Below are 17,104 nucleotides of genomic sequence, written 5' to 3' on the forward strand. Positions count from 1 at the left end.
GGGAGCTGCTATGGCAAAGCCGCCTGCACGGCCAAGGGGCGGCGGCAGGCGGCTGGTTGCCCGGCGCACCCCTGAAGAGCAGGGGGCGGACCGTGACCGATCAGTCGATCAGCTCGCAGCTGCCACCTGCTGCCTCGATCTTGGCGCGAGCCGAGGCGGTGAAGGCGGCCGCCTCGACAGTCAGCTTCACATCCAGATCACCGCTGCCGAGGATTTTCAGCGGATGCTTGGGGCTGGTGACCAGACCGGAAGCCACGAGGGTGTCGAGGTTGACGGTGCTGCCGGCCTTGAGCCCAGAGAGCTTGGCCACGTTCAGCACGGTGAAGTGCCGGGGGTTGACCAGGGGGAAATGCTTGAGCTTCGGAATCCTGCGGTAGAGAGGCATCTGGCCGCCTTCAAAGCCTGGACGGGTGGGTCGGCCCGAGCGGGACTTCTGGCCGCGCATGCCGAACCCGCAGCTGGCGCCCTGGCCGGCGGCGATGCCGCGGCCTTTGCGCAGTTTGCGACGACGGGCACCGGTCTGGGGGGTGAGGGTGCTGAGAGAGAGGGTCATGGGGCTCAGGAGTAGATCTGCTCGAGGGAGATGCCCCGTTCCTTGGCCGTCTCCTTGTGGGTGCGCAGAGACTGCAGCGCCTGAATGGTGGCGCGGGCATTGTTGAGGGGAGTCTTGCTGCCCAGGCGTTTGGCCAGCACATTCTTGATCCCGGCCAGCTCGAGCACGGTACGGATCGAGCCGCCCGCGATCACGCCGGTGCCTGGGGCCGCCGGGCGCATCAGGATGCTGGCGGCACCGTCGACGCCATGGCCGTCGGTGGGGATGGAGCTGGTGCGGGTCAGGGGAACCTTCACCAGGTGCTTCTTCCCATCGGCGACGCCCTTGCGCACGGCGCCGATCACATCACCCGCCTTGCCGACGCCCACACCCACCTGGCCGCGTTCGTTACCGACCACGACGATGGCGCGAAAGCTCATCTTCTTGCCGCCTTTGACGGTCTTGGAGACACGGCGGATCTGCACCACCCGCTCCTGCCATTCGGAGTCGCGCTCCTGGCCGCGGCGGTTGTCGCCCCGGCGTCCGCCGCCGCCACGGCGGTCACCACCACCGCCACCACGGTTGCCGCCACCTCGGCGTTCCTGCTGAGCTTCGGCAGCAGCGGGAACTCCGACGGCCGCGGATGGCACGTCGCTGGATTTGGTCTGTTCGTTGGTTTCGGTCATGGTTGGAGGCGGTTCAGAACTGAAGGCCCGCTTCCCGGGCGGCATCGGCGAGGGCCTTGACCCGGCCGTGGTACAGGTTGCCACCGCGGTCGAAGACCACCTGCTGGATTCCCTTGGCAATGGCGCGGGTGGCCAGCAGCTGGCCCACGGCGACGGAGGCGTCGCGGGTGGCACTCGACTCGAGGCTGGTGCGCAGATCCTTGTCGAGGGTCGAGGCTGCACAGAGGGTGGCCTGGGCCGCGTCGTCGATGACCTGGGCGTAGATGTGGTTGTTGGAGCGGAACACGGCCAGGCGAGGACGATCGGCGGTTCCGTTGAGATGGCGACGCAGACGGCGGTGACGCTTCTGGGTCTGCTGTTTTCTGGAAAGGGTGGACATGGCAGTACAGGGTGGGAACGCTCAGGCAGGCCTCATTTCTTACCGGACTTGCCGGCCTTGCGCAGGATGCGCTCACCCGCGTACTTGATGCCCTTGCCCTTGTAGGGCTCAGGAGGACGGATGGCGCGGATCTTGGCGGCTTCATTGCCCACAAGCTCCTTGTCGGCTCCGGACACCATCACCTGGGTGGTGCCCTCCACCGTGAAGCTGACGCCCTCCGGGGGAGTCACCTCCACCGGGTGGCTGTAGCCCGCACTGACCACCAGCTTGCGTCCCTGGACCTGGGCGCGGTAGCCCACTCCCACGATCTCGAGCTTGCGGGTGAACCCCTGACTGACGCCCTCCACCATGTTGGCGACGAGGGTGCGGCAGAGGCCGTGACGTTCCCTGGAGCGGCGGCTTCCGTTGGAGGGGGTGACCACCAGGGTGTTGTCCTGCTGGCTGACCGCCACCCCATCGGGGAGGGTGCGGCTGAGCTCACCCTTGGGACCTTTGACCGTTACCGCCAGACCCGCCAGGGTGACATTCACCTTGTCGGGAACGGGGATCGGCGATTTACCAATACGAGACATGGATCGACTCCCTGATCAATAGATGTAGCAAAGCACTTCGCCGCCAACGCCCTGCTTGCGGGCATCGCGGTCGCTCATCACCCCTCTGGAGGTGGAGATGATCGCCACACCCAGGCCGCCAAGGACCTTGGGAAGCTGGCGGGTGTTCTTGTAGATGCGCAGACCTGGCTTGCTCACCCGCTGCACCGAGCGGATGGTGGGCTGACGGTGCTTGCCGCTGTATTTCAGCTCAAGAACAAGAAAGCGTTCAACGCCTTCTCCCTCCTCGCTGATCTGGGCAATGAAGCCTTCATGCTGCAGCACCTTGGCGATGCTGTGGGAGAGGCGTGAAGCAGGCACCTTGGTGGTCTGGTGCTTCTTCTCACTCGCATTGCGGATGCGGGTGAGCATGTCGGAAATCGGGTCGTGATTAGCCATGGTTGGGATCCGAAGAGGGGGCTCAGTTGCTGCGGAACGGCATTCCCATCTCGCGGAGGAGGGCCCGGCCCTCTTCGTCGTTGCGGGCGCTGGTCACGATGGTGATGTCCATGCCACGGATGGCGTCGATTTTGTCGTAGGAGATTTCGGGGAAGATGATTTGCTCCCGCACCCCCAGGGTGTAGTTGCCACGTCCGTCGAAGCTTTTCGGGCTGACGCCACGGAAGTCGCGGATGCGGGGCAGGGCCAGGTTGATCAGCCGCTCCAGGAAGGCATACATCCGATCCCCGCGAAGGGTGACGGCCACGCCGATCGGCATGCCTTGGCGAATCTTGAAGCCGGCGATGGCTTTCTTGGCGCGCGTTACCACAACCTTCTGACCGGTGATGGTGGCCAGTTCGCTGATGGAGGCTTCAAGAGCCTTGGCGTTCTGGGCGGCTTCGCCGAGTCCCCGGTTGATGGTGACTTTCACCACCTTGGGGACTTCATGGACGTTCGAGAGGGTGAGATCCTTGAGCAACTTGGGCAGGATCGTCTCCCGATAGCGCTGTTTGAGTGACATGGCGGGGATGGGGGGATGCGCTTCTGGGCGTTGTCAGAAAGCGGACAGGGTTCGTTCAGCGGTGGGAGCGGACGTGCTTGCCGTCAGGCAAGAACTTCACCCGTCTTCTTGAGGCGGCGCTTCTTGGTGCCGTCGGCCTCGACGACAAGCTCCACCCGGCTGGGGACGTTGTTGGCGGTGGAGAACACCATCACGTTGGAGGCATGGATGGAAGCCTCTTCGGTGAGGATCCGGCCGGATTCGCCTTCCTGGGTGGGCTTCATGTGACGGGTGCGCAGGTTGATTCCCTGCACCACAACACGGTTCTCGTTGGGAAGGGTGCGCAGGACCTCCCCGGTCTTACCCTTGTCCTTACCGGCGATCACCTTGACGGTGTCGCCTTTGCGGATGCGCATCTTGACCCGCTGGAGGGGCCTGGTTTTTGGTGTGGCTGTGGCCATCTCAGATCACCTCCGGGGCGAGAGACACGATTTTGGTGAAGTTGCGCTCCCGCAGTTCCCGGGCCACAGGGCCGAACACCCGGGTGCCTTTGGGGTTGTTGTCGGTGCCGAGGATGACGGCGGCGTTGTCATCGAAACGGATGGCATTGCCGGTGTCACGGCGCAGGGTGGCCCTGGTGCGGACCACCACGGCCTTGACCACATCCGACTTCTTCACCCCCATGTTGGGCATGGCGTCCTTGACGGCAGCCACGATCACATCCCCCACGTGGGCATAGCGACGGTTGGTGCCCAGCACCCTGATGCACTGGATGCGCTTGGCGCCGCTGTTGTCAGCGACATTGAGGAAGGTTTCCTGCTGAATCATGGTGGGATCTCCTCAGCTCGCGCCGGATGTGGTGAAAATCTCGGCCACGGCCCAGCGCTTGGTGCGGCTGAGGGGACGGGTTTCTGTGATGCGGACCCGATCACCCACGCGACAACGGTTGTCCTCGTCGTGGGCTTTGTAACGGGCGGTGCGGCTGACGGTCTTCTGGTAGATGGGATGGGGGAAGCGGTTCTCCACCGCCACCACCACCGTTTTGTCCATCTTGTCGCTGACGACGACGCCGACCCTTTCCTTGAGTGCCATGGGTGGTGTGGGGGATCAGGAGGCGGAGGGGGTGGAGCTCTGACGCTCCTTCTGCACCGTCAGCAGCTGGGCCAGCTTGATGCGGCTCTGCTTGAAGCGGTGAGGATGTTCCAGACGGCGGGTGGCCTGCTGGAAGCGCAGATCGAAGAGATCACGGCGGGTGCTGTTGATCTGTTCGCTGATTTCGGCGTCGGTGAGCTTGTGCACCTCGGCGATGTCAGGACGGGCCATGGGTTCAGGACTCCACAGGGACGGTGATCTCCGGTTCGACCGCACTCACCTGCTCGTCAAGGGCCAGGAACTTGGTCTTGATGGGCAGCTTGTACTGGGCCAGGCGCATGGCCTCCTTGGCGATGGTTTCGGTGATTTCGGCACCGCCCATCTCGAAGAGGATGCGACCTGGTTTGATCACGGCCACCCAGAACTCGGGGTTGCCCTTACCGGAGCCCATGCGGGTTTCGGCGGGGCGCATGGTGACGGGCTTGTCGGGGAAGATCCGGATCCAGATCTTCCCGCCCCGCTTGACGTAGCGGGTCATGGCCCGGCGGCTGGCCTCAATCTGGCGGGAGGTGATCCACCCGCATTCCTGGGCCTGCAGCGCAAACTGACCGAAGGCAATGGTGTTGCCCCGGCTGGCGACACCGCACATGCGGCCTCGCTGCTGTTTGCGGAATTTGACGCGACGTGGACTCAGCATGGTTCAGGCTTCCTGCTCACTCCTCGTTGGAGCGGTCTTCGAACTGTTGGGGCCGCCGGTTGGCGCGGCGCCGTGGTGCTGCCCCGACGGGGAGTTTTTCCTGCTGACCAGGAAGCACTTCACCTTTGAACACCCACACCTTGATGCCCAGCACCCCGTAGGTGGTGGACGCCACCTTGGTGGCGTAGTCGATGTCGGCGCGCAGGGTGTGCAGCGGAACCCGGCCTTCCCGGGTCCATTCGGTCCGGGCGATCTCGGCGCCATTGAGGCGCCCGCTCACCTGGATTTTCAGGCCGAGCACGCCGGCCCGCTGGGCCCGCTGCACGGTCATGCGCATGACCCGGCGAAAGGCCACCCGCTTCTCCAGCTGCTGGGCGATGTATTCGGCCAGCAGGAAGGCGTCGGCATCGACTCGCTCCACCTCCACCACGTTGATGCGCACCTGGCGGTTGCGGTCACCGACAGTTTTCTGAATGCCGGCGCGCAGATCCTCGATGCCGCTTCCCTGGCGCCCCACCAGCACTCCGGGTCGGGCTGTCTTGAGCTCCACCTCCAGCTGGTCGGCCTTGCGGGCGATCAGCACATCACTGATGCCGGCGGACGCGTACTTCTTGTGGATGAAGCGGCGAATCCGGTCGTCCTCCTGGAGGAGGGTCGGATAGGTCTTGCTGGGGGCGTACCAACGGGAGCGGTGGTCCTGGGTGATCCCCAGGCGCAGGCCGGTTGGATGGATCTTGTGTCCCATCGGGCGGTGTCCTCGGGGGTCAGGCGGAAGGAGCCACAGCAATGCTGATGTGGCAGGTTTGCTTTTTGATGGCGTAGGCACGGCCCTGGGCCCGTGGCCGGAAGCGCTTCAGGGACGGACCCATGTCGGCGCTGGCGGTGCTGATCACCAGGGTGGTGGGATCGAGGCCCATGTTGTGCTCCGCGTTCGCCACCGCCGATCGCAGCACCTTGGTGATGGGGCCGGTGGAGCGGTAGGGCATGAACTCGAGCAGGATCAGCGCCTCGCGATAGGTGCGGCCGCGGATCTGATCGAGAACCCGGCGCACCTTGGAGACGGAACCGCGGATGTAGCGGCCGTGGGCGCGGGCTTCTTGGCTGGGGGTGGTGGTGTTGGCCATGGTGAATCGCTCCTTAACGGGCACCTTTCTTGTCTTTGATGTGGCCCCGGAAGGTGCGGGTGGGGGCGAATTCCCCCAGCTTGTGGCCCACCATCTGCTCGGTCACGTAGACCGGCACATGGCTTTTGCCGTTGTGGACGGCAATGGTGTGGCCGATCATCATCGGCAGGATTGTGGAGGCCCGCGACCAGGTCTTGATCACGGTTTTGTCGCCAGCACTGTTCTGCGCTTCGATCTTGCGCAGCAGATGGTCGGCGACAAAGGGTCCTTTTTTGAGTGAACGTCCCATAGCGAATCAGGCAGACAGCAGAACGGTGTTGAGCATCAGGAATCCCGTCCGCCACGGCTCCGCTTGGAGGTGCGGCGACGCTTCCGCAGCACAAACCGGTTGCTTGGCTTGTTGCGCTTGCGGGTTTTCAGGCCCAGGGCGGGTTTTCCCCAGGGGGTGACTGGGCCGGAGCGGCCGATCGGTGCCCGACCTTCGCCACCTCCATGGGGGTGATCGCAGGGGTTCATCACGCTGCCGCGAACCTGCGGGCGGCGGCCCAGCCAGCGGGTGCGACCCGCCTTGCCGAGGCTGGCGTTGCGCACTTCGGCATTGCCCACTTCGCCGAGGGTGGCGAAGCACTCGCGACGCACCAGCCTTACCTCGGTGGAGGGGAGCTTGAGGGCGACATAGTCGCCTTCCTTGGCCATCACCTGGGCGCTGGCACCGGCGGTGCGGACCATCTGGCCACCACGGCCGGCATAGAGCTCGACGTTGTGGACGCTGGAGCCGAGGGGAATGGCCGAGAGCGGCAGGGCATTCCCCACTTCAATCGGGGCGTCGGGGCCGGAGACGACCATCTGCCCCACGGTGATGCCGGCAGGAGCCAGGATGTAGCGCTTCTCTCCATCGGAGTAGAAGAGCAGCGCCAGCCGCGCATTGCGGTGGGGGTCGTAGTGGATGGCGGCCACCCGGGCGACCACGCCGGTCTTGTCGCGACGGAAGTCGACCAGGCGGTAGAGGCGCTTGTGGCCACCGCCGCGGTGGCGGCAGGTGATCACACCGCGATTGTTGCGGCCTTTCTGACGGTGTTTGGCCACCACAAGCGTGCGCTCGGGGCGTCGCTCCGTGACTTCACTGAAGTCGCTGGAAGAGCGGCCGCGAGTGCCGGGGGTGTAGGGGCGGTAGTTGCGGATTGCCATAACGATTCAGACCCCTCAGGCCTCTGGGAACAACTGGATGGCATCGCCGGCGGCGAGGCGCACCACGGCTTTCTTCACCTGGGCGCGCTTGCCGGCGAAGCGACCGACCCGCCGGCTTCTGCGCGGAGGATTCATGGTGCTCACCCCGATCACATGCACGTCGAACAGATGTTCGACAGCGGCCTTGATGTCGGGTTTGGCTGCCCTGGGGTCCACCTCGAACGTGTACTGGTTGAGTTCCAGGGCTCGGGTGGCTTTTTCAGTAATCAGCGGCCGGCGGATCACATCCGCGAGCCGGCCATTGAAACGCTCAGTCATCGCCGTAGATCTCCTGAATCTTGGCCAGTGCCTCTTCGCTCAACACCAGCACATTGGCGTGGAGCAGGTCGAACACATTGAGCTGATCCGCGGCGATCAGCTTCACCTTCTCGAGGTTGCGCACCGAGCGGCGCACCACATCGCTCGGGGCATCAAGCACCAGAAGGACCTTCCTGCCGGCCGGCACATCCCAGCGCTCAAGCGCGTCCACGATCTCCTTGGTCTTCGGAACCTTGAGATCGGTTGCGAAGCCTTTGACCACGAGGATGTCGGCAGCACGGCTGAGCAGGGCCGTGCGCAGGGCCAGGCGACGTTCCTTGCGGTTCATCGCCAGGCTGTAACTCCGGGGCTTGGGCCCGAAGATCACACCACCACCGGGACGCAGCGGGGTGCGGATCGAGCCCTGACGGGCCCGGCCCGTGCCCTTCTGCTTGTAGGGCTTGCGGCCGCCACCGCGGACTTCCGCGCGGGTGAGGGTACTGGCGGTGCCCTGACGGGCGTTGGCCAGCTGACGCACCACCGCCCTGTGCACCAGGTCGGCAGCGGAGGATTTCTTGGCGACCTTCAGGTCAAGGCTGGCCTCGCCGGCCTCCTTGCCCTGCCAATCGCGAACAACACAATTCACCATCTGATTTCTCCTCAGTTCGCGGCCTTGGCGCCGACCCGCAAGGCGGGGCGGATGCTGAGCAGGGTGCCGGGCTTGCCGGGCACCGAACCTTTCACCACCAGCAGATTGCGGTCCTGATCCACCTTGAGGATGGTGAGGCCACGGGTGGTGATCTGCTTGCCGCCGTAGCGGCCCGCCATGCGCTTGCCCGGATAGACACGCCCTGGAGTGGTGCCGGCACCGGTGGACCCAGGCTCGCGGTGATTCTTGGAGCCGTGGGTCATCGGACCCCGGCTGAAGCCATGACGCTTCTGATAGCCGGAGAAACCCCGGCCGACGGTGTCGCCACTGACGTCCACCTTCTGTCCGGCTTCGAAGGCCTCGACCGTGATGGAAGCCCCCAGCTCAAGCCCATCAAGGGAGTCGAGCCGGTACTCCTGGAGATGGCGGAGCAGCTCATCGCCCGACTTGGCCAGGTGGCCGGCAGCAGGCTTGTTGACGAGCTTCTCGCGGACCTCGCCAAAACCGATCTGCGCGGCGGTGTAGCCGTCAGTGGCGGGAGTCTTGAGTTGAGTGATGCGGCAGGGGCCCGCCTCGATCACGGTGACCGGGATGGATTTGCCGTTGGGGTCGAAGTACTGGGACATGCCCAGTTTCTTCCCAAGGATGCCGAAGGACATAGGAGGGAGAAACGCCAGCGGGACAGCGGCACGCACGCAGGGTGCGAACCACTCGGGACTGAATCGGGCAGACGCGCTGGGCCAGGAACCTGGCTCCGGAGCCGCTGGAAGGCAGATCTTCCTGAGCGGTTTCGGGTGGGCTAGCGGTTGGCGAAACAGTTGGCTGGGACTTGTCCGCACCTGCTGGGCAAGGCGGCAGTATCCCGGCGGCTGTGGCGTTGCGCGGAGCAATCCGGCAAGCCTGGCCGCACTGGCCAGAAGAGACCGTCGCCAGCGACGATCCCGTGCACAGCTCCGGAGGCCCGGCTAGCGGTCGGGCGCAGATCAGTTGCACAAGCAACCAACATACCCCACGGCCTTCACCCACCCCCGACACTCCCTGCCAGACTGCCGCCACCAGTTCTGGTGCCGCCCCATGCCTCTGCTGCTCTCCGGACGTCGCTTCCGTCAGGACCTTGAGCAGGCCGGAGCCCTGGCCCTCTATGCACCCCTTGAAGGCGGCGCCGAGACCAGGCTGCTGCGGCGTCTGCGCGCCGCCGGCTACGGCGCCCAGATCACCTCGGCCCGTGGACTGGGCGATCCGGAGGCCTTTCTGTTCCAGAGCCACGGCGTGCGCCCCCCCCATCTGGGTCACCACAGCGTCGGCCGTGGGGCTGCCGTGGGAGAGGTGCAGAGGGTGATGCCCCAGCTCGGATCCCTGCTGGAGGGCATCAAGCCGATGGTCCTGTGGTTGCTCGAAGCGCAGGTGCTCTCGTCTGCTGAGCTGCAATCGTTGTGCACGCTCACCCGCCGTGAGCCCAGGCTGAAGATCGTGGCGGAGCTGGGCGGCGCCCGCAGCCTTCGCTGGAGGCCGCTGGAGCAGATGGTTGCGGCCTGAGCAGGCCCTGGCCTGCGGTCGCTGGGTCAAGCTGATCTGCGGGGCCAGCAACCAGGATCTCGCCGCCATCGAAGATCTCTGTGGGCTTTATGCCCTTGCGGGGGTCCACTGCATCGATGTGGCCGCCGATGAGGCGGTGGTGGCGGCCGCCAGGCGCGGCCTGCGCTGGGCCCGGTGCCAATGTCCGGAGATGGTCCCCCCCTGGCTGATGCTCAGCCTCAGCGACGGGGAAGATCCCCATTTCCGCAAGGCCTGGTTCGATCCCAGCCGCTGTCCAGCCGACTGCCCCAGGCCTTGCGCCCGCGTCTGCCCTGCCGAGGCGATTCCGTCCGGCTCGGGCGTGATCGCGGAGCGCTGTTATGGCTGTGGCCGCTGCATCCCTGCCTGCCCCCTGGGATTGATTGAGCCCCGGAGCCATGGGCTGGAGGCCCGGGAGGTGCCGGCCCTGCTGGCGCGTCTGCGCCCGGACGCGGTGGAGATCCACACCCGCCTGGGTCGGGGAGACGCCTTCGCCAGGCGACTGGAGCAGGTGGTGGCCTCGGGACTGCCCCTGCGGCGGCTGGCTGTGAGTTGTGGACTGGAGGCAGGCGCCGGTGCCACCAGCGCTGATGCCGGCGCCGACGCCACCCCCGCTCGCCTGGCCCGGGAGCTCTGGCAGCGGTTCGCCCTGCTGCGCCGCCATCAGATGCGCCCCCTCTGGCAACTCGATGGCCGCCCGATGAGCGGAGACGTGGGTCACGGCACCGCCCATGCCGCCGTCAATCTGCTGGTCGCCGTGCGCCCGCTTGCTCCCCCGGGACCCCTGCAACTGGCGGGTGGTACCAATGAACGCAGCCTGCCGCTGCTGCGCCAGCGCAGTGGGGGCACCCGTGCTGGCCGGGCGACAGCCGCAGGCGTGGCCTTCGGTGGTCTGGCCCGCCGAAGGCTCGCCCCTCTGGTCCAGGAGGCGGCGCGCCATGGCCGGCGTGTGCTTGACGATCCAGACCTCTGGCCCCGGGGCCTGGGGCTGGCCCGGGAGCTCGTCTCTCCCTGGCTGGTCGCCGACGGCTAGAACGGCAGTGCAGAGGGCCCCCGTCCATGCCCAGTTCAAGTGTCGCCGGTCGTCCCTCGGATCCCCTCCCGATCACCCCCCAGGGGATCACCGACGATCTCGACCGCCTGCTGGAGGTGCTTCCCGATCGGGTCGGGGAGGCTCTGGCCAGCCTGGGCAGCAGGGAGCAGTTGCTGGAGGTGGTGCTGGATCTGGGCCGAGCTCCTGAGGCTCGCTACCCCGGACGGGCCAGCGTGCTGGATCAGCGACCGATCGATCGGGCCGATCTGGCGGCCGTGGTCCAGCGGCTCGGGGCCTTCGGCGGCGACAACCGGGCTGGGATCGAGCGCACCCTGCACCGCATCAGCGCCATCCGGAACCGAGCCGGTGAGGTGGTCGGGCTCACCTGCAGGGTGGGTCGGGCTGTGTTCGGCACGGTGGCGATGGTGCGCGACCTGCTTGACAGCGGCCAGTCGCTGCTGCTGATGGGGCGCCCCGGCGTCGGCAAGACCACGGCCCTGAGGGAGATCGCCCGGGTGCTGGCCGACGACCTGGAACGGCGGGTGGTGGTGATCGACACCAGCAACGAGATCGCCGGTGACGGTGACATCCCCCATCCCGCCATCGGCCGTGCCCGGCGGATGCAGGTGGCGCGTCCTGAGCAGCAGCATCAGGTGATGATCGAGGCGGTGGAGAACCACATGCCCGAGGTGATCGTGATCGATGAGATCGGCACCGAACTCGAGGCCCAGGCCGCCCGCACCATTGCCGAGCGGGGCGTGATGCTGGTGGCTACGGCCCACGGCAACGAGCTGGCCAACCTGATCAAGAACCCCACGCTCGCCGATCTGATCGGAGGCATCCAGTCGGTCACCCTTGGCGATGAAGAGGCCCGCCGCCGCGGCTCCCAGAAGACTGTTCTGGAGCGTTGCGCCGAGCCCACCTTCCCCCTGGCGGTGGAGATGCACAGCCGCCACCGCTGGTCGGTTCATGCCGACGTGGCCCGTACCGTTGATCAGCAACTGCGGGGTCAGCCCGTGCGCCCCCAGATCCGCGAGTTGGACAGCGACGGTCGCCTGCGCCTCAATGATCCCGAGCCTGCCCCGCCCTCCCCCCGGATGCCCCGGCGGGGCCTGGCCCCGGTCGCCACCCCGCCCTCCCTCCGCCCGGTCCTGGCGCCGGTGCCCCTTCCCGATCCTTCGCTGCCCCCGCCCCATCGCCGGACGGTCTCTCCCACCACGGCCGCGGCGCCCCTGCGCCTCTACTGCTGCGGGGTCAGCCCCCAGCTGCTGGAGCAGGTGGTGCGCAGCCGTCAGCTGCCCGTCCAGCGCGCCAGCCAGGTGGAGGAGGCCGACGCGGTTCTCAGCCTGCGCCAGCAGCTGGGCCGTGATCCACAGGTGCGCAGCCAGGCCCTCGAGCGCCATGTGCCGATCCTGGTGATCAAGGCCGACACCCTCCCCCAGATCCAGCGGGGCGTTGAGCGGCTGCTGCGCCGTCGCGGGGGTGATGGGGTTCCCCCGTCCACTGGTCGTGCCAGCGCTCCTGACGACGCCCATGGCGCCATGGAGGAATGCCGTCTGGCGGTGGAGCAGGTGGTGCTTCCCCAGGGGCGGCCGGTGGAGCTGTTGCCGCGCAGCCCATCGGTGCGCCGCATCCAGGCCGATCAGGTGAACGGCTACGGCCTGCGCAGTGCCGAGTTCGGCAGCGGCGACCAGCAGCGGCTTCGGGTCTTTCCCCCCTGACAGTCCCGGCCCTGGTGCACCGGGTTCCCCACCGGTCCGGAGAGATTGACGAAGGACGGCCCGCTGTGGGTAACTAACAAGGCAACCGGCCAAGCCCCTTCCTCTCGAGATCCATCCGCTTGGATCCCCTCGATCGGTAGGTCGCTGCTGGAGCGTTGGGCCGTCGCCAAGTGGTAAGGCAGCGGGTTTTGGTCCCGCCATTCCTAGGTTCGAATCCTAGCGGCCCAGTTCTGAGAGATTTCTGTGTGGCCCCCGGCCCTCTGCTGGTGTTCGACTTCGACGGCGTACTCGTCGACGGCATGGCGGAGTACTGGTGGGCGGCCCGCCAGGCGGCCCTGAGGCTGTCTCCGGATCTGCCCCTTCCCGAGCAGGCTCCCGCCGCCTTCGCCCGGCTGCGCCCGCTGATCCACAAGGGGTGGGAGATGGTGCTGGTGGCCGCGGAGCTCGCCCGCCATCCCAGCGCCCTCAGTGCCCCTGGCGTCGCTTACGACCAGGCCCTGCCTCTGGCCCTGGCCCACTGGGGCTGGAGCCCGCCGATCCTGCAGTCCACGCTCGAGGATGTGCGCCGGGAGGCGATCCATGCGGATCGCTCCCACTGGCTGGCGTTGCACCGGCCTTATCCAGGAGTGCCGCAACGGCTGCGGGCCCTGGCGGCGGAGAGGGCCGACTGGGCCGTGCTCACCACCAAGGGCGGCGACTTCGCCAGGGAGCTGCTGGCGGCCCAGGACCTTGTCCCCCTGCAAACCTTCGGCCACGAGGACGGCACCAAGCCCGAGGTGCTGCTGCGCCTGCTTGCCCTGCAGCGTCCGCTCTGGTTCATCGAAGACCGCCGAGCCACCCTCGAGGCCGTTCGGGCCACCGCAGGCCTCGAGGCCGTGCGTTGCTTTCTCGTGAGCTGGGGCTATCTCGGCCCCCGGGATCTGGCCGATCTGCCCGAGGGCCTGACGGTGCTGGAACCGACGGCCTTCGCCGCCCCCTTGGCGGAGTGGCCCTGACCCGTTAGCGTACGCCTGTACTAATCTCGGGGCGTACGGGTCGTCGCCCTGATACATCCGACGGCTTTGGTGGCACCTGTAGCTGTGAGGCCGCAGGACGACATCCCCTTCAGGGTCCGTCCCTTTCCGGCCTGTTCCTTCATCCTCCACTGACCATGCCTGCCGACCCCAAGAGCACCGATCTCAGGTCCGCCCAGCCCCGTTCCGCGAGCGCCGCGACATCCTCGGGCGCCGCCGGTGCCGCCGAGCGCGACAAGGCCCTCAACCTGGTGCTGGGCCAGATCGAGCGGAACTTCGGCAAGGGCTCGATCATGCGCCTGGGGGATGCGTCCCGGATGCGGGTGGAAACGATGTCCACCGGGGCGCTCACCCTGGATCTCGCCCTTGGTGGCGGCTATCCCAAAGGGCGGGTGGTGGAGGTGTACGGGCCGGAGAGTTCCGGCAAGACCACCCTCACCCTCCATGCCATCGCCGAGGCCCAGCGCCGCGGCGGGGTGGCCGCTTTCGTGGATGCCGAGCATGCGCTCGATCCGGTCTATGCCGCCGCCCTCGGCGTCGATGTGGAGAATCTGCTGGTGTCGCAGCCCGACACCGGTGAGATGGCCCTGGAGATCGTTGATCAGCTGGTGCGTTCCGCTGCGGTCGATATCGTCGTGGTCGACTCGGTGGCGGCCCTGACCCCCCGCGCCGAGATTGAGGGGGAGATGGGCGACCTGGCTGTCGGCAGCCAGGCCCGACTGATGAGCCAGGCGATGCGCAAGATCACCGGCAACATCGGCAAGTCGGGCTGCACGGTGATCTTCCTCAACCAGCTGCGTCAGAAGATCGGCGTCACCTATGGCAATCCTGAAACCACCACCGGTGGCAACGCTCTCAAGTTCTATGCCTCCGTGCGGCTCGACATCCGTCGCATCCAGACCCTCAAGCGCGGCACGGAGGAATACGGCATCCGCGCCAAGGTGAAGGTGGCCAAGAACAAGGTGGCTCCCCCGTTTCGCATTGCCGAATTCGACATTCTCTTTGGCCGTGGCATCAGCACCCTGGGCTGCGTCCTCGACCTGGCCGAGGAAACCGGTGTGGTGATCCGCAAGGGAGCCTGGTACAGCTATGGCGGCGACAACATCGGACAGGGGCGTGACAACACCATCACCTGGCTGGAGCAGAACGCCACGCAAAAGGAACAGATCGAGGCGGAGGTCCGGCAGAAGCTCACGGAGGGAGCTGATGTCACCGCCAATTCGATGAAACCGCTGGCGGAGGCTGCCGCCAAGCTGGCGACTTCCAGTGGAGCAGGCGAGCCGAAGGCCCCAGCCGGTGGTTCTGTGCTTGAGGCTGCCTCCCGCTGAACGGCCTGACGGTGAGCTGGATCTCTTGATCAGCTCAGAGGAGCCCCAAGCTTCTTGGCTTGGGGCGGTTCGCTGGTGTCAGGGCTTGCCGCAACAGGCTGGGACTCTTGCAGAAACGTGGCCACCCGCTGCAGTTCCTGGATGGCCTCGGCACCTTCCAGCTTCACCAGTTCGCAGCCGTTGCGCGATTCAACCCAGCTGATGCCGAAATCGGAGACAAGAAAGCGGACCATGTGGGCATCCCCGAGGTCGGCCACGAAGGACGCTCCATGGCCATCACGGCCATCACCGCAGACATAGCAGGTGGCCACAAGGCCCTTTCGCTGCAGGCTGCTGGCCAGGGCCTGCAGGCTCATCACCAGATCCAGCACCACGGAGCGGTACTGCTCAGCGAGGCGGGGAAACATCGGCCAGCTCTGTAGTTTGAGCGATCCTAAGGTTTTCTTCCACTTTCTGCCAGCTCTTGAGGCTCTGTGGGCAAAGGCGCACCCGATCAGTCGGCGAGGGTCCACCAGCCGGCGGCCGGTCCGATGAATCGCACCGTCACCCAGAACAGCACCAGAGCCGCGATCCCCACCCAGGCCCCCCGGGTGGACACCTCAACGAAACGGTCGGCCTGGCGGCGGGTCAGCGGAAGCCAGGGGGCCAGCCGGGGGGAGCTCTCCTGAGCAGCGCCGGGCTTGTTCTGTGGCCCTCGGGGTGGCAATCCCTGCTCCGTGCGACGTCTGGCCTCTCCCATGCTTCTCGGCGTCATCCTGGCGGCCACCAGGCTACGGGCTGCTCCTCGACCTCTTCAGCCCTGCTGTCCTCACGGCGGCAGCAGACGCTGCAGGGCCACCCATGGTTCAAGAGCGCTGAGCACCTGCTGCCCCCAGCTGCGGCTGCGCAGGCGTCCGTCCAGCACCGCCAGCCGCCCGCCGCCCCGACGCAGCCCAGCCAGTGCCAGCTGCAGACGGGTCATGGCCTCCGGCAGCAGCAGCTCTCTGAACCAGTCGTGGCCGGCCTGGCGCAGCCGGGTGACCCGGGCCTCCGTGAGGGGATCTTCGAGACTGGCGATCGGCAGAGGTCCGACGATCACCTGACGGGGCAGCGGCAGGCGCCCCTGGTGCTCCAGCCACCACACCCAGCCGCAACAGATCACTCCATTGCTCTCGGGGGCCGTGGTCTCGTGGCCCACCCTGCGGCCGAATTCCGCCGCCAGGGCGCTGGCGAGGCTGAGCCGCTGGGGAAGCTCGTCCACCAGCACGATCGTCAGTCCGCTCTGGCCGAGCACGAGCCGTCTGCAGTGATCGAGCAGATGGGTGCCGAAGTGGGGGCTGTTGGGGAAGGGTTGCCCCAGGGGCGCATAGAGCGGCAAAGGGTCGCAGAGGGGCGGATCCGCCAGGTTCACGCTCACCTGCGGAGTGATGCCCGCCAGGCTGTCGCTGCGCCCGAACTGGCCCACCAGCACGGCGCCGCGGTTGTGCAGCAGGCCATCCATGGCCTCCAGGGGCTCCAGGGGCTGGCGGTGCAACTGCCACTGCAACAGGTCCCGGTCCACGCTGGCCCAGCTGGTCCAGCTGGGTCCGGCGGCGGCCCTCCAGAGTTCCCAGGGTTCCGGCAGAGGCCCGAGCAACGCCAGCAGATGCCGGAGGGGGGCTTCCTCTTCGGGGCTGATCGGCACCAGACCCGAGGGTGTGGGCGGATGGGCGAAGATCCGCCGGCTCATGCGTTCATGCAGGGTCAGCAGGCTGGGTTCGGCACTGGGAAGAACCCGTCGCAGACGCTCCCAGTCGCTGTTGTCGAGGGAGCGATCCAGGGACTGGCGCAGCTGATGGTGCAGCCGTTCGGCCTCCGGCACGACCAGCTGCCGCTCCCCCAGCTCATTCCTGCGCCAGGCCCGTTCCAGTTCAGCGTGGCTGAGCAGCCAGAGAAGGGATTCCGCTGGTGCAGCGGTGGGCCCTTCCCAGCAGGGGAGGTGCAGGCCCACGGCCCTCAGCCTTGGCATCTCCACCTGCTGGAGGCGGCGCCGCAGCGGATCACTCGCCACCAGGGCGAGAGGAGCCTCGCTCAGGGCCAGGGGCACCAGCAGCCCCACCAGCCAGTCGGGGTCACTGCCCGGGGCCAGGCGCACGAGGGTGTGATCGCTGCGCCGCAGACTGCGCGCCACCAGCCGGCTCATGGTCAGATGGTGAGGCCAGCGGATGCCCCCCTCCTGATGCAGGAGCTGTTTGAGCTGCTGGTGGGCGCGGGCTTCCAACATCGCGGAATCGTAGGAAGGTGGGGCGAGTGGGCCCGTACC

General features: G+C 66.8%; 26 protein-coding genes and 1 tRNA gene. 6 read left to right on the forward strand and 21 right to left on the reverse strand.

Annotated elements, in window-relative coordinates; genetic code table 11:
- Nucleotides 1-100 precede the first annotated feature (100 nt).
- The 18 genes from rplO to rplC form a co-directional block, all read right to left on the reverse strand.
- Nucleotides 101-553, reverse strand: coding sequence for a 50S ribosomal protein L15 (rplO, locus tag FPZ61_RS01170; protein ID WP_185464192.1), 453 nt, complete (start codon nucleotides 551-553; stop codon nucleotides 101-103).
- Between the two features lie 5 nt (nucleotides 554-558).
- Nucleotides 559-1,218: a 30S ribosomal protein S5 gene (rpsE, locus tag FPZ61_RS01175; RefSeq protein ID WP_185464191.1), complete on the reverse strand. Its 660-nt coding sequence runs from the start codon at nucleotides 1,216-1,218 to the stop codon at nucleotides 559-561.
- Nucleotides 1,219-1,231: 13 nt separating this feature from the next.
- Entirely contained in the window at nucleotides 1,232-1,597 is a 366-nt protein-coding gene (gene rplR, locus FPZ61_RS01180; RefSeq protein ID WP_185464190.1) for a 50S ribosomal protein L18, read from the reverse strand.
- A 32-nt stretch (nucleotides 1,598-1,629) separates the two neighbouring features.
- Entirely contained in the window at nucleotides 1,630-2,169 is a 540-nt protein-coding gene (gene rplF, locus FPZ61_RS01185; protein ID WP_185464189.1) for a 50S ribosomal protein L6, read from the reverse strand.
- 15 nt (nucleotides 2,170-2,184) lie between these two features.
- On the reverse strand, nucleotides 2,185-2,586 hold the full coding sequence (gene rpsH, locus FPZ61_RS01190) for a 30S ribosomal protein S8 (protein WP_185464188.1): 402 nt from the start codon (nucleotides 2,584-2,586) through the stop codon (nucleotides 2,185-2,187).
- A 22-nt stretch (nucleotides 2,587-2,608) separates the two neighbouring features.
- On the reverse strand, nucleotides 2,609-3,148 hold the full coding sequence (rplE, locus tag FPZ61_RS01195) for a 50S ribosomal protein L5 (RefSeq protein WP_185464187.1): 540 nt from the start codon (nucleotides 3,146-3,148) through the stop codon (nucleotides 2,609-2,611).
- 83 nt (nucleotides 3,149-3,231) lie between these two features.
- Nucleotides 3,232-3,588 (reverse strand): 50S ribosomal protein L24, encoded by a 357-nt coding sequence (rplX, locus tag FPZ61_RS01200; RefSeq protein ID WP_185464186.1) that lies wholly within the window; start codon nucleotides 3,586-3,588, stop codon nucleotides 3,232-3,234.
- Between the two features lies 1 nt (nucleotide 3,589).
- The gene (rplN, locus tag FPZ61_RS01205) at nucleotides 3,590-3,955 is read right to left on the reverse strand and encodes a 50S ribosomal protein L14 (RefSeq protein ID WP_006173346.1); all 366 of its coding nucleotides are present in this window, start codon (nucleotides 3,953-3,955) and stop codon (nucleotides 3,590-3,592) included.
- Between the two features lie 12 nt (nucleotides 3,956-3,967).
- Nucleotides 3,968-4,219, reverse strand: coding sequence for a 30S ribosomal protein S17 (gene rpsQ / locus FPZ61_RS01210; protein ID WP_185464185.1), 252 nt, complete (start codon nucleotides 4,217-4,219; stop codon nucleotides 3,968-3,970).
- 15 nt (nucleotides 4,220-4,234) lie between these two features.
- Nucleotides 4,235-4,450, reverse strand: a complete 216-nt coding sequence (gene rpmC, locus FPZ61_RS01215; RefSeq protein ID WP_185464184.1) for a 50S ribosomal protein L29 — start codon at nucleotides 4,448-4,450, stop codon at nucleotides 4,235-4,237.
- Nucleotides 4,451-4,454: 4 nt separating this feature from the next.
- Nucleotides 4,455-4,916, reverse strand: a complete 462-nt coding sequence (gene rplP, locus FPZ61_RS01220; RefSeq protein ID WP_185464183.1) for a 50S ribosomal protein L16 — start codon at nucleotides 4,914-4,916, stop codon at nucleotides 4,455-4,457.
- A 16-nt stretch (nucleotides 4,917-4,932) separates the two neighbouring features.
- Nucleotides 4,933-5,661, reverse strand: a complete 729-nt coding sequence (rpsC, locus tag FPZ61_RS01225; RefSeq protein ID WP_185464182.1) for a 30S ribosomal protein S3 — start codon at nucleotides 5,659-5,661, stop codon at nucleotides 4,933-4,935.
- Between the two features lie 19 nt (nucleotides 5,662-5,680).
- Nucleotides 5,681-6,040: a 50S ribosomal protein L22 gene (gene rplV, locus FPZ61_RS01230; protein ID WP_185464181.1), complete on the reverse strand. Its 360-nt coding sequence runs from the start codon at nucleotides 6,038-6,040 to the stop codon at nucleotides 5,681-5,683.
- A 13-nt stretch (nucleotides 6,041-6,053) separates the two neighbouring features.
- A complete protein-coding gene (gene rpsS / locus FPZ61_RS01235) occupies nucleotides 6,054-6,329 on the reverse strand; it encodes a 30S ribosomal protein S19 (RefSeq protein ID WP_185464180.1) in 276 nt (91 codons plus the stop codon).
- Nucleotides 6,330-6,364: 35 nt separating this feature from the next.
- Nucleotides 6,365-7,228, reverse strand: coding sequence for a 50S ribosomal protein L2 (rplB, locus tag FPZ61_RS01240; protein ID WP_185464179.1), 864 nt, complete (start codon nucleotides 7,226-7,228; stop codon nucleotides 6,365-6,367).
- A 15-nt stretch (nucleotides 7,229-7,243) separates the two neighbouring features.
- Nucleotides 7,244-7,546: a 50S ribosomal protein L23 gene (locus FPZ61_RS01245; RefSeq protein WP_185464178.1), complete on the reverse strand. Its 303-nt coding sequence runs from the start codon at nucleotides 7,544-7,546 to the stop codon at nucleotides 7,244-7,246.
- Nucleotides 7,539-8,174, reverse strand: a complete 636-nt coding sequence (rplD, locus tag FPZ61_RS01250; RefSeq protein WP_185464177.1) for a 50S ribosomal protein L4 — start codon at nucleotides 8,172-8,174, stop codon at nucleotides 7,539-7,541. Before rplD ends, FPZ61_RS01245 begins: the two co-directional genes overlap by 8 nt.
- Nucleotides 8,175-8,185: 11 nt before the next feature.
- Nucleotides 8,186-8,833, reverse strand: a complete 648-nt coding sequence (rplC, locus tag FPZ61_RS01255) for a 50S ribosomal protein L3 (RefSeq protein ID WP_185464176.1) — start codon at nucleotides 8,831-8,833, stop codon at nucleotides 8,186-8,188.
- 415 nt (nucleotides 8,834-9,248) lie between these two features.
- Here rplC and FPZ61_RS01260 point away from each other — a divergent pair, with 415 nt between their 5' ends.
- The 6 genes from FPZ61_RS01260 (at nucleotide 9,249) to recA (ending at nucleotide 14,823) form a co-directional block, all read left to right on the forward strand.
- Nucleotides 9,249-9,710 carry an NAD(P)H-quinone oxidoreductase subunit N gene (locus tag FPZ61_RS01260; protein ID WP_185464396.1) on the forward strand — a complete coding sequence of 154 codons (462 nt, stop codon included), beginning with the start codon at nucleotides 9,249-9,251 and terminating at the stop codon, nucleotides 9,708-9,710.
- Nucleotides 9,700-10,761, forward strand: coding sequence for an LdpA C-terminal domain-containing domain (locus FPZ61_RS01265; protein WP_185464175.1), 1,062 nt, complete (start codon nucleotides 9,700-9,702; stop codon nucleotides 10,759-10,761). Before FPZ61_RS01260 ends, FPZ61_RS01265 begins: the two co-directional genes overlap by 11 nt.
- 26 nt (nucleotides 10,762-10,787) lie before the next feature.
- Entirely contained in the window at nucleotides 10,788-12,482 is a 1,695-nt protein-coding gene (locus tag FPZ61_RS01270) for an AAA family ATPase (protein ID WP_221629691.1), read from the forward strand.
- A gap of 156 nt (nucleotides 12,483-12,638) precedes the next feature.
- A tRNA-Gln gene (locus FPZ61_RS01275) sits at nucleotides 12,639-12,710 on the forward strand.
- A gap of 17 nt (nucleotides 12,711-12,727) precedes the next feature.
- On the forward strand, nucleotides 12,728-13,477 hold the full coding sequence (locus FPZ61_RS01280; protein WP_185464174.1) for an HAD family hydrolase: 750 nt from the start codon (nucleotides 12,728-12,730) through the stop codon (nucleotides 13,475-13,477).
- Nucleotides 13,478-13,632: 155 nt separating this feature from the next.
- Nucleotides 13,633-14,823, forward strand: a complete 1,191-nt coding sequence (gene recA / locus FPZ61_RS01285) for a recombinase RecA (protein WP_185464173.1) — start codon at nucleotides 13,633-13,635, stop codon at nucleotides 14,821-14,823.
- 29 nt (nucleotides 14,824-14,852) lie between these two features.
- On the opposite strand, the gene FPZ61_RS01290 is transcribed toward recA, so the two are convergent.
- The 3 genes from FPZ61_RS01290 to FPZ61_RS01300 all read right to left on the reverse strand — a co-directional run bounded on the left by FPZ61_RS01290 (nucleotide 14,853) and on the right by FPZ61_RS01300 (nucleotide 17,065).
- Nucleotides 14,853-15,230, reverse strand: a complete 378-nt coding sequence (locus FPZ61_RS01290) for a DUF1815 family protein (protein ID WP_185464172.1) — start codon at nucleotides 15,228-15,230, stop codon at nucleotides 14,853-14,855.
- Nucleotides 15,231-15,316: 86 nt separating this feature from the next.
- The gene (locus FPZ61_RS01295; RefSeq protein ID WP_185464394.1) at nucleotides 15,317-15,562 is read right to left on the reverse strand and encodes a DUF2839 domain-containing protein; all 246 of its coding nucleotides are present in this window, start codon (nucleotides 15,560-15,562) and stop codon (nucleotides 15,317-15,319) included.
- A 69-nt stretch (nucleotides 15,563-15,631) separates the two neighbouring features.
- Nucleotides 15,632-17,065, reverse strand: a complete 1,434-nt coding sequence (locus FPZ61_RS01300) for a helicase (protein WP_185464171.1) — start codon at nucleotides 17,063-17,065, stop codon at nucleotides 15,632-15,634.
- Nucleotides 17,066-17,104: the final 39 nt, after the last annotated feature.

It is taken from the genome of Synechococcus sp. BSA11S, assembly GCF_014224355.1.
Taxonomy (GTDB): Bacteria; Cyanobacteriota; Cyanobacteriia; order PCC-6307; family Cyanobiaceae; genus Regnicoccus_A.

What these genes read in the sequence shown, in the direction of transcription:
- rplR (WP_185464190.1), bottom strand. Translation starts at nt 1,597, where the DNA reads ATGTCCACCCTTTCCAGAAAACAGCAGACCCAGAAGCGTCACCGCCGT.
- recA (WP_185464173.1), top strand. Translation starts at nt 13,633, where the DNA reads ATGCCTGCCGACCCCAAGAGCACCGATCTCAGGTCCGCCCAGCCCCGT.
- rplV (WP_185464181.1), bottom strand. Translation starts at nt 6,040, where the DNA reads ATGGCCAACACCACCACCCCCAGCCAAGAAGCCCGCGCCCACGGCCGC.
- rplE (WP_185464187.1), bottom strand. Translation starts at nt 3,148, where the DNA reads ATGTCACTCAAACAGCGCTATCGGGAGACGATCCTGCCCAAGTTGCTC.
- rplB (WP_185464179.1), bottom strand. Translation starts at nt 7,228, where the DNA reads ATGGCAATCCGCAACTACCGCCCCTACACCCCCGGCACTCGCGGCCGC.
- FPZ61_RS01300 (WP_185464171.1), bottom strand. Translation starts at nt 17,065, where the DNA reads ATGTTGGAAGCCCGCGCCCACCAGCAGCTCAAACAGCTCCTGCATCAG.
- rplC (WP_185464176.1), bottom strand. Translation starts at nt 8,833, where the DNA reads ATGTCCTTCGGCATCCTTGGGAAGAAACTGGGCATGTCCCAGTACTTC.
- rpsC (WP_185464182.1), bottom strand. Translation starts at nt 5,661, where the DNA reads ATGGGACACAAGATCCATCCAACCGGCCTGCGCCTGGGGATCACCCAG.
- rpmC (WP_185464184.1), bottom strand. Translation starts at nt 4,450, where the DNA reads ATGGCCCGTCCTGACATCGCCGAGGTGCACAAGCTCACCGACGCCGAA.
- rplF (WP_185464189.1), bottom strand. Translation starts at nt 2,169, where the DNA reads ATGTCTCGTATTGGTAAATCGCCGATCCCCGTTCCCGACAAGGTGAAT.
- rpsH (WP_185464188.1), bottom strand. Translation starts at nt 2,586, where the DNA reads ATGGCTAATCACGACCCGATTTCCGACATGCTCACCCGCATCCGCAAT.
- FPZ61_RS01290 (WP_185464172.1), bottom strand. Translation starts at nt 15,230, where the DNA reads ATGTTTCCCCGCCTCGCTGAGCAGTACCGCTCCGTGGTGCTGGATCTG.
- rpsS (WP_185464180.1), bottom strand. Translation starts at nt 6,329, where the DNA reads ATGGGACGTTCACTCAAAAAAGGACCCTTTGTCGCCGACCATCTGCTG.
- rplP (WP_185464183.1), bottom strand. Translation starts at nt 4,916, where the DNA reads ATGCTGAGTCCACGTCGCGTCAAATTCCGCAAACAGCAGCGAGGCCGC.
- rpsE (WP_185464191.1), bottom strand. Translation starts at nt 1,218, where the DNA reads ATGACCGAAACCAACGAACAGACCAAATCCAGCGACGTGCCATCCGCG.
- FPZ61_RS01245 (WP_185464178.1), bottom strand. Translation starts at nt 7,546, where the DNA reads ATGACTGAGCGTTTCAATGGCCGGCTCGCGGATGTGATCCGCCGGCCG.
- FPZ61_RS01295 (WP_185464394.1), bottom strand. Translation starts at nt 15,562, where the DNA reads ATGGGAGAGGCCAGACGTCGCACGGAGCAGGGATTGCCACCCCGAGGG.
- rplX (WP_185464186.1), bottom strand. Translation starts at nt 3,588, where the DNA reads ATGGCCACAGCCACACCAAAAACCAGGCCCCTCCAGCGGGTCAAGATG.
- rplN (WP_006173346.1), bottom strand. Translation starts at nt 3,955, where the DNA reads ATGATTCAGCAGGAAACCTTCCTCAATGTCGCTGACAACAGCGGCGCC.
- FPZ61_RS01270 (WP_221629691.1), top strand. Translation starts at nt 10,788, where the DNA reads ATGCCCAGTTCAAGTGTCGCCGGTCGTCCCTCGGATCCCCTCCCGATC.
- rplO (WP_185464192.1), bottom strand. Translation starts at nt 553, where the DNA reads ATGACCCTCTCTCTCAGCACCCTCACCCCCCAGACCGGTGCCCGTCGT.
- rplD (WP_185464177.1), bottom strand. Translation starts at nt 8,174, where the DNA reads ATGGTGAATTGTGTTGTTCGCGATTGGCAGGGCAAGGAGGCCGGCGAG.
- FPZ61_RS01260 (WP_185464396.1), top strand. Translation starts at nt 9,249, where the DNA reads ATGCCTCTGCTGCTCTCCGGACGTCGCTTCCGTCAGGACCTTGAGCAG.
- rpsQ (WP_185464185.1), bottom strand. Translation starts at nt 4,219, where the DNA reads ATGGCACTCAAGGAAAGGGTCGGCGTCGTCGTCAGCGACAAGATGGAC.